This window comes from Arthrobacter sp. PM3, from assembly GCF_003352915.1.
Classification (GTDB): domain Bacteria; phylum Actinomycetota; class Actinomycetes; order Actinomycetales; family Micrococcaceae; genus Arthrobacter.
Genome location: NZ_CP022314.1, coordinates 1205295 through 1217856, shown reverse-complemented (window position 1 = coordinate 1217856; position 12562 = coordinate 1205295). Strand labels below are relative to the sequence as shown.

Below are 12562 nucleotides of genomic sequence, written 5' to 3'. Positions count from 1 at the left end.
TTACCTAAGGAGTTCCGTGGCTTCCGCCGTCATCCCCCGACCCGTTCGCACCCACGCAGCGAGGGCCGCCGCCCTCCTGGCCGCCGTCGCGCTCGCCCTGACCGCCTGCTCCACCGGTCCGGCGGGCCCGACGGCGGCGGACGCCACCGCCCAGCCGGCCAATGCCGCCTTCCCGGTAACTATCAAGCACGCGTTCGGCGAGACGACCATCCAGCAGCAGCCGCAGCGGGTCGCCACCGTCTCGTGGGTCAACGACGACGTCGCACTGGCCCTGGACGTGGTGCCGGTCGGTGTTCCGAAGAACGAATGGGGCGGCAATGAGCAGGGGTCCACGCCATGGAAGGACGCCGCGCTCGGCAGCCTCGGCGCCGGCTTCGGCTCGGCGAAGGCCCCGGCCCAGTACTCCGAGGCAGACGGCATCAACTTCACCGAAATCGCCAAGCTCAACCCGGACGTCATCCTCGGCGCCTACTCCGGCCTCACAGAGGAGGACTACAAGAAACTCAGCGAAATCGCGCCGGTCGTGGCCCAGCCGGGCGTCGCGTACGGCACCTCCTGGCAGGACTCCACCACCGTCATCGGCAAGGCCCTGGGCAAAGAAGCCGAGGCCGCCAAGCTCATCGCCGACACCGAGGCCACCATCAGGGACAAGGTCTCCCGGTACCCGCAGATCGCCGGAAAATCCTTCATCTACGGCAACCTGGAACCGGCCAAGGGCGACGGCGTCAACGTCTACACGGCCAACGACAACCGTCCGCGCTTCCTCAGCGAAATCGGCATGACGCTCGCCTCCGTGGTGGAGGAGAACTCCAGGGGCTCCAAGGAGTTCTTCATCCCGTGGTCCGCCGAGAAGGCCAATGAACTCCAGTCGGACATCTTCGTGACCTGGGTGCCGGATGCGGCCACTGCCGGCTCCATCAAGGCGGATCCGCTGCTGGGCCAGATCCCGGCCATCAAGAGCGGCGCCCTGGTTGCCGACTCGGACAACACGCTCACGTTGTCCATCTCCGCCTCGTCGCCGCTGAGCCTGCCGTGGTCCCTGGACGCGTTCCTGCCGCGGTTGGCCGCGGCCGCGGACACGGCTGCCGCGGCGAAGTAGGCCCCCTTCCATGACGAACAGTACGACGGCGGCGCCGGCCCCCAGTGCGCCCGGCCCCCCTGCCGCGGGGGCCGGGAAGGCAGCCCCCGCTGCCCCGGCCGCCTGGCTGCTGGCCGCCGGCGTCGTGCTGGTCCTGGTCTGTGCAGTGTCGCTGGCGGTCGGTGCCCGCGCGGTACCGCTTGGCTCCGTCTGGCCGGCGCTCACACAGTTCGATCCCGACGACGGCAACCACGCCGTCGTCCACGCCCGCATTCCCCGGACCGTGCTGGGTCTGCTGGCCGGCGGCGCCCTGGGACTGGCCGGCGCGGCCATGCAGGGTGTGGCCCGCAACCCGCTCGCCGACCCCGGCATCATCGGCGTCAACGCGGGCGCCGCGCTGGCCGTCGTCACCGGCATCTACGTCTTCGGAGTGTCGTCCCTGACCGGCTACATCTGGTTCGCGTTCGCCGGAGCCGCGGCTGCCGCCGCCGTCGTCTATCTGATCGCATCCCTGGGACGTGACGGAGCCACGCCAGTCAAACTGGCGCTGGCCGGCGCGGCGCTGAGCGCGGGGCTGTACTCGCTGATGAACGTCATTTTGGTCTCCAGCCAGGACACCCTGGACCGGTTCCGCTTCTGGCAGGTCGGCGGGATCGCCGGCCGGGACTGGTCGGTGCTGCTGCCCGGGTTGCCGTTCCTGGCCGCCGGGGCAGTGATCGTCCTGTCCGCCGGACGGATCCTGAACAGCCTTGCCCTGGGGGACGACACCGCCCGCGGACTCGGTCAGCGCGTGGGCACCGCCCGGGCCGTGACCGCGCTGGGCATTGTGCTGCTCTGCGGCGCGGCCACGCCCTGGCCGGCCCGATCGGCTTCGTCGGCCTGGTGGTGCCGCACGCCGTCCGGTTCCTCACCGGCCCGGACTACCGCTGGATCCTGCCGTTTTCGCTGGTTCTGGCGCCAGCGCTGCTCCTGGTCTCGGACGTGGCGGGCCGGGTCGTCCTGCCGCCCGGCGAAGTCCCTGCGGGCATCATGACGGCGCTGGTTGGTGCGCCGGTCTTTGTGTGGCTGGTCCGCCGGGGAAAGGGGGCCGGGCTGTGAAGACCCGGACGGGATTCCTGGCCCTCGCCGTGGTGGCGCTCGTTGCCGCGGGCGTCCTGCTGGGCAGCTACACGGTCACCGTCCCGGATTTTCTCCGGATCCTGGCCGCCCACCTCACCGGCGGGCCGAAAATCCCCGGCGCCAGCTTCATCGTGATGGAAAACAAGCTGCCGCGGGCCGTCCTCGGCGCCATGATCGGGGTTGCTTTCGGGCTGTCGGGCGCCCTGTTCCAGACCATGCTGCGCAACCCGCTGGCCAGTCCCGACATCATCGGCATCAGTTACGGCGCCAGCGCGGCCGCAGTGACCGCCATTGTGGCCTTCGGGGCCTCCGGCGCAGCCGTCTCCGGAGCCGCGCTGTTCGGGGCCATGGCCGTGGCCGTCCTCGTCTACGCCGTCTCCAGGCGCGGGTCCGCCGGAATAGACGGCGGGAACGCGGCCGGCAGCAGGCTCATCCTGGCCGGCATCGGCATCGCAGCGGCACTGAATGCCGCGGTCAACTTCCTGCTGACGCGGGCCGACATCCGCACCGCGGCCGAAGCCCTGATCTGGCTCAACGGATCGCTGAACTCCGCCAGCTGGGACCGCGCCGGCGTGCTGGCCCTGGCGCTCCTGGTGCTGGGGCCCGCCATCGTCCTTTTCGCCGGACCCCTCCGGATTCTCGAACTCGGGGATGACACGGCGGCAGGGCTGGGCGTCCGGGTGGGCGCCACCCGGCTGGGCGTGGTGGCCACAGCCGTTGCCCTCGCCGCGGTGGCGACGGCGGCCGCCGGGCCGGTGGCCTTCGTGGCCTTCCTTGCCGGCCCTATCGCCCGGCGGGCTGTCCGCACGGCCAGCCTGCCGGCGTCGGCCCTGACCGGGGCGCTGATTGTCCTTGCAGCCGACTACTTCGCCGCGAACCTTGCCCCGCTGCTGCTGCACGGCACCGTCCTGCCCGTCGGAGTCGTCACCGGTGCGCTCGGCGCCCCCTTCCTGCTGTGGCTCATCGTCACGTCCAACCGAAAGGATGCCTGAGATGGCCGACCTGCACGCCTCCGCCCTGACGCTCAAGTACGGCCACCGCACGGTCGTCGAGGGCCTGACGGCCGGCATTCCGGAGGGCAAGGTGACCATGATTGTGGGCGCCAACGCCTGCGGAAAGTCGACCCTCCTGCGCGGCCTGTCCCGGCTGCTCAGGCCTGCCGCCGGCATGGTGACACTTGACGGCAAGGACATCCACGCCCGCCCCGCCCGCGAGGTCGCCCGGACGCTGGGGCTGCTGCCGCAACACCCGACGGCGCCGGACGGGATCACGGTCCGGGATCTGGTGGGCCGCGGCCGCTACCCGCACCAGGGCTTCTTCCGGTCCTGGTCCGCCGGCGACGAGCGGGCCGTGCGGGAGGCGCTCACCGCCACGGCGACGTTGGACCTGGCGGCGCGAAATGTCGATGAGCTTTCCGGTGGACAGCGCCAGCGGGTGTGGATCGCGATGGCGCTGGCGCAGGAGACCGAGGTGCTGCTGCTGGATGAGCCCACCACGTACCTTGACGTTGCCCACCAGGTGGAAGTGCTCGACCTCATCACCGACCTCAACCGCCGGCGTGGCACCACTGTGGCAATCGTGCTGCACGACCTCAACCTTGCGGCCCGGTACGCCGATCACGTCATCGCCATGAAAGCCGGACGGATCGCCGCCGCGGGCACGTCCCTCGAGGTGGTCACCGAAGGCCTGGTCCGCGACGTCTTCGGACTCGAATCCCGGGTTCTCCAAGACCCGGTCTCCGGAACCCCGCTGATCGTTCCCCTCGGCCGCCACCACGCAAGTCCCTTGCGTACAAAGGCCCCGCACACAAAGGCCCCGCACTCCGTACCCACAACCTTGGAGCTGGTCCCATGAACGCCGTCAACCACCACCGGACCCCCGCAGCCGCTGCCGCCACCTTTGCCCCGGCCGTCGAACCGATGACTCTGGCGTTCGATGTCCGGGTCACCGCAGTCCGGCAGCTCAGCCCGAACTTCCGCCGGATCACCTTTGGCGGCTATTCGCTGCGCGACTTCGGGGTGCACGGCAGCACCCTGGACCTGCGGATCAAGTTGATGATTCCCGCACGGGCCGCGGACGGATCCGGGATCCCGCTGCCCGAATTCCGGACCGGCGGGGCCGGCTGGTACAGCGAATGGCTCGCCATGGACCCGGCGAGCCGGGGATCCATGCGCACCTATACAGTGCGGCAGGAGCGGCTCGATGCCGTCTACCCGGAAATCGACGTCGACTTCGTGCTGCACTTCGACGACTCGGGTAACGGCGGCCCCGCCGCGAACTGGGCGCTGACGGCAAAGCCGGGCGACGCCCTCACCCTTATCGGGCCCAACAACCGCGCCGCCCACTGCGTCACGGCGGAAACGTACTCCGGCATCGAATGGCGGCCGGGACTGGCCCAGCGAGTGCTGATCGCCGGGGACGAAACCGCCGTCCCGGCGATCAGCGCCATCCTCGAAAGCCTCCCGGCATACATGAGCGGGCACGCCATTCTGGAAGTCCCGCAGGCCGGGGACTTCCAGGACCTCACCAGCCCGGCCGACGTCGAGATCACCTGGCTGGCACGCGGTGCGGCAACCGGGCGCTCGCGGCCGCACGGGGAAATGCTCCAGGAAGCGGTCCGTGCGGCCCTGCCGGAACCGGGCTGGGTGGGCATCAAGACCGCCGGGGCTGCCGGGCCGGAGCCCGAGGACGTCAATGTGGACCACGACATTCTGTGGGAAACCCCGGCCGGGATGGATTCCGCCGCGCTCGGTGCCAGCCGGAATCCGGACAAGCCCGCAGGGGCGATGCCGTTCTACGCCTGGATCGCCGGCGAGGCGGGGACGGTCAAGGAGCTACGGCGCTATCTGGTCCGCGACGTGGGGCTCGACCGGAAACAGGTGGCCTTCATGGGGTACTGGCGGCAGGGCAAGGCCGAACTGTAACCCCCGACGCTCCCTCACGTTCTGCCGGTTTCGCACCCACGCTCCCTCACGTTCTGCCGGTTTCGCAGCGACCCTCCCTCAGGTCCTGCCGGTTTCGCACCCACGCTCCCGCATCTGTTAACCCTTTCTTTCCCCGCCCGTCTTATTGCGGGGCTAGGGTGCCGGGGTGGGGTCTTTTGCTTTGCTGCCGGATCGGGGCGGGAGGCGGGTCTTTGTTGCCCTGGGGGATTCCTTTACCGAGGGCGTGGGGGACTACGATCCCCGGTTCCCCAACGGCGTGCGGGGCTGGGCGGACCGGGTGGCCGAGAAGCTGGCCAAAGCACAGCCGGGGTGGGAGTACGCCAACCTGGCCATCCGCAGCAAGAGGCTTCGGCACATCATGGCCGAACAGCTGGGGCCCGCCCTCGCCATGGAGCCGACGCTCATCACGCTGTACGCCGGCGGCAACGACATCCTCGATTTCGGCACGGACATCGAAGCCCTGATGCAGGACTACGAGACGCTCGTCGCGGCGCTCGCCGGCTCGGGGGCCACGGTGGTGCTCTTCACCGGCTTCGACGTCAAGGTCTCCGCGCTGCTGGAGCCGCTGAAGAAACGCAACGCCGTCTACAACCAGCGCGTCCGGGGGATCGCGGCCCGCCACGGGGCGGTGCTGGTGGACTACTGGTGCTTCGACGCGTTCCATGACCCCCGGATGTGGGATTCGGACCGGCTGCACATGTCCAAGGCCGGCCACAAATACCTTGCCGGGCAGGTCCTCGACCACCTCGGCGTGCCCCACACGTTCCAACCCAAGGAGTGGGAGCCGCCGGTGAAAGTCGGCCTGCGGGAGTGGGAACGCCGGCAGCGCCGCTGGGTGCACGACTGGGTGCTGCCCCTGTTCGGACGCAAGCTCCGCGGCGTCACCCTCGGCGACAGCCTCCAGCCGCGCTGGCCCGAGCCCGTGAAGGTCCCGCGCAAGCGCGGCCTCAAGAAGCTTCTGCAGGCACAGCGGACCGGCGGCTAGCTAGCCCGGCGCGGGAGTACCGCCCGGTGCTCCCGAAGCAGCTGTGCTCAGCTGTCCAGCAGGTTTTCGAAGCCGGGGGCCACCCGGTTGGCGTGGAACTCCATGACCTCGAAGTCCGCCACCCCGTTGACGTAGAACGGGTCCTCGGCCAGGGCGGCATCCAGGCTGGCGCGGTCCGCGTTGGAGAGCAGCAGGCCGCCGGTGCGGGGGATTTTGCGCCCCGCGACCATGAAGACACCCTCATCGAAGGCCTCCTGCAGCCACGTGACGTGTGCCGGAAGATGGAACTCCACAATGTCTTCGGGGACCTTGTATGTCAGGGAGACTACGTACATGCGGCCAGCCTACCGGTAGCCGGCCCAAGACAGGCGGGAACTTTTCCGGCAGGCCGCGCACGCGGTTGAACCGTCAAGCTTCAATTCTCCTAGAATGTAGCCATGACGGAACCCCGCTGGCTCGACGCCGACGAACGCCGGGCCTGGCTCGCCCTCCTGAGCATCAATACCCTGCTGCCGGCCGCCCTGGATACCCAGCTTCACGCCGCGGGCAAGCTGTCCCTGTTCGACTACAACGTCCTGGCGATGCTCTCCGAGACGGAAGGACACTTTCTGCCCATGAGCGAACTCGCCGCGCGCACCAGTGCCTCCCTGTCCCGGCTATCGCACGTGGTCACCAAGCTGCAGAACCGCGGCTGGCTGGAGCGCCGGCCGCATCCGGGAGACGCCCGCGTAACCACGGCGCACCTGACCGACGCCGGCATGGAGACGATCGTCAGGCTCGCCCCGGGGCATGTCGAAGCAGTCCGCTCGCTGTTCCTCGACGCCCTGAGCCCGCAGGACGTCGCGGACCTGGCCCGGATGGGCGAGAAAATCGTGGCCCGCCTCGATGACGACCACTGGATCCTCCGAGACAGGTAGCCAACCAGCCAGCCGGCCCGGCGTCTTTGTTGCTTGCGGCAACTGCTGGCAGACTTGATCCATGGATTTCACGTCCCGCTATGTAGCCCTTGGAGACTCCTTCACGGAAGGAGTCGGCGACGACGACGCCGGCCGTCCCAACGGGGTGCGGGGCTGGGCGGACCGGGTGGCAGAGCAGCTCGGTGCCGCCGATCCGGGCTTCGGGTATGCGAACCTTGCCATCCGCGGCAGGAAACTCCGCCAGATCATGGCCGAGCAGGTGGATGCCGCCGTCGAACTTAACCCCACCCTGGTGAGTATCTACGCCGGCGCCAATGACATCCTCCGGCCCAAGATCGACATCGATGACCTGCTGGTCGAATACGACGCCGGCATCCGCAAGCTCGCCGCCACCGGCGCCACCGTGGTGATGTTCACGGGCTTCGACGCGCGCGGCTCCAAGATCTTCGGCACCATGCGCGGACGTACAGCCATCTATAACGAACTGGTGCGCGGGATAGCCGGTGATCACGGGGCTCTGCTGGTCGACTACTGGCGCTTCAGCGAGTACTACGACTGGGGCATGTGGGCCACGGACCGGATGCACATGTCCGCCGCCGGGCACGCGAACATGGCCAAGCGCGTCCTCACGGTCCTGGAACACGAGCACTCGATCGACGTGCCGCCCATGACGCCGGTGCCGGAACTGAGCCGGCTGGATGCCATGCGCGCCAACGCCCGTTGGGTCCGGGAATTCGCCGGCCCCTGGGTGGTCCGGCGCGTCACCGGCAGGTCCTCGGGCGATGGCCTCGAACCCAAATACGGCCGCCTGACGCGACTCTAAACCGGCGGCGAATACTAGGCGCGGAATCCCGGTGTGGCGAGCAGTTCCCCGTCGCGACGGACGGCGAGCACATCGACGTCCCAATGGTCTGTGGCCCGGTGCAGCATCGCGGTTCCGCCGGCCACGATCGCCGTCGCCAGGACATCGGCCATGACAATGTCCGCCGCGGCCACAGAGACCTGGACGAACTCGGCCCCGCGCGTGCCGGCTGTCCAGATGTGCTCTCCGCGCTCCGCCGAGCCCGACGTTGCGAGGGCGCACCGGGTGCCGGTTTCCGCCCCGGAGGGCCCGCCCAGCTCGAACGCGGACAGTAACGCCGAGCGGTCCTGGGGGTCGACGACCCCGGCCGCCCACGACGCCCCGCTGCCCGGCACAGGCGAGCCCATCACCAGCACATCCCCGCCGGCGTTCAGGCACCAGTCGGTGATGCCGCGGGAACGCAGTGCCTCACCGGCCCGTGCGATCGCATAGCCTTTGATGATGCCGGAGAGGTCCAGCACTCCGTCGGGCCGTTCCGGTGAGAACGCGCCCTCCGTCGTGAGCCGCCAGCCGTGCGCATCAGCGTAGCGCTCCCGCATCGCGGCGGACGCCTCGCGAAGCGAAAGCTCCCCGGATGCCAGCCTGCTGGCCTCGGAATCGGGGCGGTACAGGCTGAAAGTTTCGTCCAGGCCGGCGAAGACGCGCTCGACGGCGGAAGTCGCCGCGTCGAGGCAACGGCCCGTGCCGGTGTCGTCCGGGACGGCCGCTGCCCCCAAGGATCTGGCAGGAACGGTCAAGCTGACGACCGTGCCCATCGAGCTGAACGTCCTGGCTTTCAGGGCCGCGCGGCCCAGTTCAGAGGTTGGCTGCATCGAGGGCCGCCTGCAGGGAACTCAGGTATGCGTCGCTTGTCACCGTCGCACCGCTGATGGTCTGCACATCCGCAGACTGGGCCTGGAGCACCTCGTTGCGCAGGAGCGGGGCGGCCCGGTTGCTGATCTGCACGGACTTGCGTTCGGCGTCGGTCAGCTGCAACGCGGTGACATCGGTGATTTTGCCGCCCTGGACCGTGATCCGAACCTGAACGGAGCCGAATCGGGTCTGGACGACGGATCCGTCGTACGTGCCCCCCGCCTTGGCCGACGCCCCGGCGGTGCCGCCCGCGGCCGATGAACCGGCGCCCGTTGAACCGGAACCGGACGAGCCGGATGTTCCGCTCGAGCCCGTGGCCCCGCTCGAGCCCGTAGTCCCGGTGGTGCCGGCCGCCGTGCTCGCGGCGGAGCTGCCGGTATCGGCGACGTGGACGCCCGACTGCCAGCCTGCGATGAGAATGCCTGCGGAGGCCAGGGCTGCTGAAACTGCTGCGCGAGTTCTCACCAGTCAAACCTTTCGTAGTGGAGTTGGTCGTCCCGGACGCCGGCCGCACGGGCGTCCTCAAGGACGTTCCGGGCCCAGGCGCCGGGCCCGCAGACGTAGACGTCTGCCTCGGCGAGCCTGGGGTCAAAGCTGGACAGCCGATGGCCGGCGCGGGCGGAGTGCTCCGGAAGCCAGGTCCGGACGCCGGCCGGGCGGGGGCCGGTCAGATGGAAGAGCGTGGCGCCGCGCTGCCGGCAGAGTTCAAGGATTTCCTCGCCGAGGTAGAGTTCGGATTCGCTGTGTCCACGGAGGATCACGGTGGCGTTGCCGGGCTGGAACGGTGTGCTCTCCAGGAGCGCGCGGATCGGGGTGATGCCGATCCCGGCGCCGACCATGACCACGTGGTTCCGGCTCCGTGCGGCCGTGCTGAACAGGCCGTAGGGACCTTCGATGGCAACTTTGGTGCCCGGCTTGAGGGCTGCGAGCCGGGCCGAGCCCCGGCCGAGGTTGCGCACGGTGATCCGCAGGGTGCCCTGGCCTGCGGCGTCGAACCGGACGGGCTCGGCCGACAAGCTGAATGGATGCGGATGCCACCATAGGCCGGGCGCCAGGAACCGCCAGATGAAGAACCGGCCGCCGCTGCCTGTCAGCTGGTCCAGGCGCAGGCCGGACATTTCGATGCTCACGACGCCGGGCGCCACCCCCACCACCCGCTTCACGGTCAGTTGGTGCCGGAACGTGGCTATCAGCGGCTGGGCGATGCGGTAGTACACCAGGGCCGCGCCGGTCGCGATGCACAGGGCCAGCCAGTACCAGCGCTGCCAGGTGCCCTCGGCGAAAAGGCTGCCGACGCTGAACTGGTGCGGAAGCGACGTCAGGACCGCCGCGTAGGTCAGGAGATGGATGGCGTACCAGAATTCGTACGGGAACCGGCGTCGTACGGCCACGAGTGAGGTGACCACGACCGCGATGAACAGCAGCATGGAGATATAGGCCAGCCACATGTCCGGCACGAGGACCCACAGCGCCACGCCCTCGCTGACCGGGTCCAGGCCTTCGGCCATGCCGTAGCCGATCGCGATAAGGACCCCATGCGCGAGCAGCAGGTACAGGGCCGGCTTTCCGAGCTTGCGGTGGAACTCCAGGGCTCGGTCGTGGCCTACTGTGCGGTCAATGACAGGGATGCGGGCCGCCAGAAGCAGCATCAAAAGCACCAAGTCCATGCCGGCGAGGCCCGCCACAATCCCCAGTGCCGTGAAGGAACCGGCGGGAGTTGAAAAACCGGCCGCCCCGCCATCGGCCAGCCACAAAGAGATGGCGCCCGCCAGGGACGCCCAGAAGAGGACAGCGAGCAGATCAGCCCTCAGCAACCGCCGCCGATGCTGCCCCCTGAAGGGGTTCGCGGCGCCACGGGAGCTGCGGCGAACCTCGGGACGGGTCGTCAGGAGTTGTGTGTTCATGCATCCAGAATCCTCCCGCTGCCTATCATTTGGCTGTGAAAATGCTTCGGCCGGAATATGAACCGGCGCGGCCCGCGTGGCCGGGCAAGGGGGGAGGTGGCGGAGGCCGTCCTATACACCATTCAGCGGCGGATTGGTCTTTAATTCGTCGAACTCGTAGACTTGGTAGGCGCTAGGTGGCGCGGAGCGTGTGCAATTGCTCCGGTTGGCAGGATCCGACTGAGAAATCGGGGAACCTGATGGCCGGTAGTTAGGGGCTCAAGTTGCGTGCGTTCCTGTATTCGCCCAGCATCCCGGCACTTCGCACTGGCTGTCCCACGGACCGCCGGAGCCCGGTGCCTGTGGCCCACAATCATTGCCGCAATGAAGAATCAGCCGGTTTAGGCCGGCTGCCTCATCGCTGCGGAACTTGCGGTTGGGGGAGGGATCCGGACGCGGACGCCGCCCGGCGCACGGTCAGCGGGAACGCCGCTAGCCGTTTCATTTATCTTTTGAGGAGAGTCGTCATGGCAGCACACTGCCAGGTGACCGGAGCCGAGCCGGGCTTTGGACACAGCATTTCGCACTCGCACCGCCGCAACAAGCGCCGGTTCGACCCGAACATCCAGAAGAAGCGCTACTGGGTTCCGTCCCTGCGCCGTAATGTCACCCTGCAGGTCTCTGCCCGTGGCATCAAGACCATCGACGTACGCGGCATCGACGTAGTCGTCGCCGACATCCTGGCACGAGGAGTAAAGCTCTAATGGCAAAGGACAAGGACGTACGTCCGATCATCAAGCTGAAGTCGACCGCGGGCACGGGCTACACCTACGTGACGCGCAAGAACCGTCGTAACGACCCGGACCGCCTGGTCCTGAAGAAGTACGACCCCAAGATCCGCCAGCACGTCGAATTCCGAGAGGAGCGCTAAACACATGGCTAAGAAGTCAAAGATCGCTAAGAACGAACAGCGTAAAGTCATCGTCGAGCGCTACGCTGCAAAGCGCCTCGAACTGAAGAAGACCCTGGTTGACGCCAACGCAACCGACGAAGCCCGCGAAGAGGCCCGCCTCGGCCTGCAGAAGCTTCCCCGCAACGCGTCCCCGATCCGTCTGCGTAACCGCGACATCATCGACGGCCGTCCCCGCGGTACCTTCCAGAAGTTCGGCATCTCCCGTGTTCGCTTCCGCGACATGGCTCACCGCGGTGAGCTCCCGGGCATCACGAAGTCTTCCTGGTAATTCAGTACTCCTGAAGCCAGTGGCTTGAGAAGGGCCGGCAACCGTTTGGTTGCCGGCCCTTCTTGCGTTTAGGCCGGCGCCAGCGCCGCGGTGACGCACCACACAGGCCCCATTTTCGACGCCGGGGGGCTTGGTTGGGGTTCAGCGGGCGGGTTTGGGCCGGGGTGGCGGGGTTTTTGGGTGGTTTGGTGGTGGGTTTGCGGTGGGGGCGTGGTGGGTGTATTGTTTTCTAAGTCGCCGCGAGGGAGACCAGCGGAAATGCTGGGAACCGGAGGCGGCCACTCCCCTAAATTTCAAGACCTGATCTGGTCGGCGTTTTGTGCGCTCCGGGTCGGGGTGGGGCGGGTTGGATGGTTTGCGGGTCGCGGGAACGCGGGTTTGCAAAGTGGTCCGGACTCGGGTAAGTTTGAAAAGTTGCTCCGGAGCGATCCGCGACTGTAGGGCCTGTGGGTCTGGTTGTGGTGGTGCCGGGTGTGTCTGTTGTTTGAGAACTCAATAGTGTGCCAAGTTTGTTGATACCAATTTATTATGGATTGGTTGTTTTGCCGGGCCCGTCACCCCGTGTCGGGTCTGGTTTTTCAGCTGGTTTCAAATTTTGTGCAGCCTGGTTCCGCGTTTTCCCGTGGTTCCTGGTTGTGTCTGTTATTTTTCAACGGAGAGTTTGATCCTGGCTCAGGATG

General features: G+C 67.9%; 14 protein-coding genes and 1 pseudogene. 11 read left to right on the top strand and 4 right to left on the bottom strand.

Going from position 1 to position 12562, the window contains the following annotated elements; translation table 11 throughout:
• The first annotated feature begins 16 nt into the window (after nucleotides 1-16).
• The 6 genes and pseudogenes from CFN17_RS05630 to CFN17_RS05605 all read left to right on the top strand — a co-directional run bounded on the left by CFN17_RS05630 (nucleotide 17) and on the right by CFN17_RS05605 (nucleotide 6127).
• The gene (locus tag CFN17_RS05630) at nucleotides 17-1099 is read left to right on the top strand and encodes an iron-siderophore ABC transporter substrate-binding protein (RefSeq protein ID WP_208750360.1); all 1083 of its coding nucleotides are present in this window, start codon (nucleotides 17-19) and stop codon (nucleotides 1097-1099) included.
• Nucleotides 1100-1109: 10 nt separating this feature from the next.
• Nucleotides 1110-2176 (top strand): annotated as a pseudogene (locus tag CFN17_RS05625) (FecCD family ABC transporter permease).
• A complete protein-coding gene (locus CFN17_RS05620) occupies nucleotides 2173-3189 on the top strand; it encodes an iron chelate uptake ABC transporter family permease subunit (protein ID WP_208750359.1) in 1017 nt (338 codons plus the stop codon). Before CFN17_RS05625 ends, CFN17_RS05620 begins: the two are co-directional and overlap by 4 nt.
• A gap of 1 nt (nucleotide 3190) precedes the next feature.
• Nucleotides 3191-4051, top strand: a complete 861-nt coding sequence (locus CFN17_RS05615; protein ID WP_208750358.1) for an ABC transporter ATP-binding protein — start codon at nucleotides 3191-3193, stop codon at nucleotides 4049-4051.
• Between the two features lie 65 nt (nucleotides 4052-4116).
• On the top strand, nucleotides 4117-5121 hold the full coding sequence (locus CFN17_RS05610) for a siderophore-interacting protein (protein WP_208751357.1): 1005 nt from the start codon (nucleotides 4117-4119) through the stop codon (nucleotides 5119-5121).
• 166 nt (nucleotides 5122-5287) lie between these two features.
• Nucleotides 5288-6127, top strand: coding sequence for an SGNH/GDSL hydrolase family protein (locus CFN17_RS05605; protein ID WP_208750357.1), 840 nt, complete (start codon nucleotides 5288-5290; stop codon nucleotides 6125-6127).
• A gap of 47 nt (nucleotides 6128-6174) precedes the next feature.
• Here the strand turns inward: CFN17_RS05605 and CFN17_RS05600 are convergent, their stop codons facing one another.
• A complete protein-coding gene (locus tag CFN17_RS05600; protein WP_208750356.1) occupies nucleotides 6175-6462 on the bottom strand; it encodes a YciI family protein in 288 nt (95 codons plus the stop codon).
• A 102-nt stretch (nucleotides 6463-6564) separates the two neighbouring features.
• Between CFN17_RS05600 and CFN17_RS05595 the strand changes: the two genes are divergently transcribed.
• Entirely contained in the window at nucleotides 6565-7044 is a 480-nt protein-coding gene (locus CFN17_RS05595) for a MarR family winged helix-turn-helix transcriptional regulator (protein WP_208750355.1), read from the top strand.
• A gap of 61 nt (nucleotides 7045-7105) precedes the next feature.
• Entirely contained in the window at nucleotides 7106-7867 is a 762-nt protein-coding gene (locus CFN17_RS05590) for an SGNH/GDSL hydrolase family protein (RefSeq protein ID WP_208750354.1), read from the top strand.
• A 14-nt stretch (nucleotides 7868-7881) separates the two neighbouring features.
• Here CFN17_RS05590 and CFN17_RS05585 read toward each other — a convergent pair whose 3' ends face one another.
• Genes CFN17_RS05585 through CFN17_RS05575 form a run of 3 tightly spaced genes read right to left on the bottom strand, consistent with a single transcriptional unit; the run spans nucleotide 7882 to nucleotide 10662 of the window.
• Entirely contained in the window at nucleotides 7882-8718 is an 837-nt protein-coding gene (locus tag CFN17_RS05585) for an FAD:protein FMN transferase (protein ID WP_395926338.1), read from the bottom strand.
• Complete coding sequence (locus CFN17_RS05580; RefSeq protein WP_208750353.1) at nucleotides 8702-9223, bottom strand: FMN-binding protein; 522 nt, start codon at nucleotides 9221-9223, stop codon at nucleotides 8702-8704. Before CFN17_RS05580 ends, CFN17_RS05585 begins: the two co-directional genes overlap by 17 nt.
• On the bottom strand, nucleotides 9220-10662 hold the full coding sequence (locus tag CFN17_RS05575) for a ferric reductase-like transmembrane domain-containing protein (protein WP_208750352.1): 1443 nt from the start codon (nucleotides 10660-10662) through the stop codon (nucleotides 9220-9222). The genes CFN17_RS05580 and CFN17_RS05575 overlap by 4 nt, the downstream gene beginning before the upstream one ends.
• Nucleotides 10663-11168: 506 nt before the next feature.
• On the opposite strand from CFN17_RS05575, the gene rpmB reads away from it, so the two are divergent.
• From rpmB to rpsN, 3 genes are read left to right on the top strand one after another with little or no spacing between them, the layout of a single operon-like run.
• Nucleotides 11169-11405, top strand: coding sequence for a 50S ribosomal protein L28 (rpmB, locus tag CFN17_RS05570; protein WP_056737118.1), 237 nt, complete (start codon nucleotides 11169-11171; stop codon nucleotides 11403-11405).
• Nucleotides 11405-11572: a 50S ribosomal protein L33 gene (gene rpmG, locus CFN17_RS05565; RefSeq protein ID WP_003798558.1), complete on the top strand. Its 168-nt coding sequence runs from the start codon at nucleotides 11405-11407 to the stop codon at nucleotides 11570-11572. The genes rpmB and rpmG overlap by 1 nt, the downstream gene beginning before the upstream one ends.
• A gap of 4 nt (nucleotides 11573-11576) precedes the next feature.
• Nucleotides 11577-11882: a 30S ribosomal protein S14 gene (gene rpsN / locus CFN17_RS05560; protein WP_208750351.1), complete on the top strand. Its 306-nt coding sequence runs from the start codon at nucleotides 11577-11579 to the stop codon at nucleotides 11880-11882.
• Nucleotides 11883-12562: the final 680 nt, after the last annotated feature.